Origin of the sequence: Phytoactinopolyspora endophytica, from assembly GCF_004138495.1 — a bacterium.
Classification (GTDB): Bacteria; Actinomycetota; Actinomycetes; order Jiangellales; family Jiangellaceae; genus Phytoactinopolyspora; species Phytoactinopolyspora endophytica.
The window spans coordinates 46220-46493 of the sequence record NZ_ML142872.1 but is presented as its reverse complement, the minus strand read 5'-3'; the positions used below and the strand labels follow the sequence as shown (position 1 = coordinate 46493).

Annotated in this window: 1 pseudogene; it reads left to right on the top strand. The window is 71.2% G+C overall.

The features are described from left to right. Positions 1–274 (top strand): annotated as a pseudogene (locus ELR45_RS39750) (glycosyltransferase family 2 protein); the annotation flags it as partial.

Below are 274 nucleotides of genomic sequence, written 5' to 3'. Positions count from 1 at the left end.
GCCCCGGCAGCCGTTGTCCGGTCAGCGGTGCCTCACCAGAGCAGCCTTCACGGCCGCCCTGCCGCTCGCTCCCGGCTGGGGAGTTGAGACCGGCATGACCATCGATCTTCTCCGTCAGGGATACCGGGTCCTCGAGGTCGACGTCGACCTCCATCACCGGGTCACCGGAACGGACTGGCAGGCTCAGCTGCATCGCGGCCGGCAGTACGCCGGGGTTCTGCGCGCCCTGACCACGCGGGGCGTGCGGCCATCACTGCCGGCCCGGCTAAGGGGC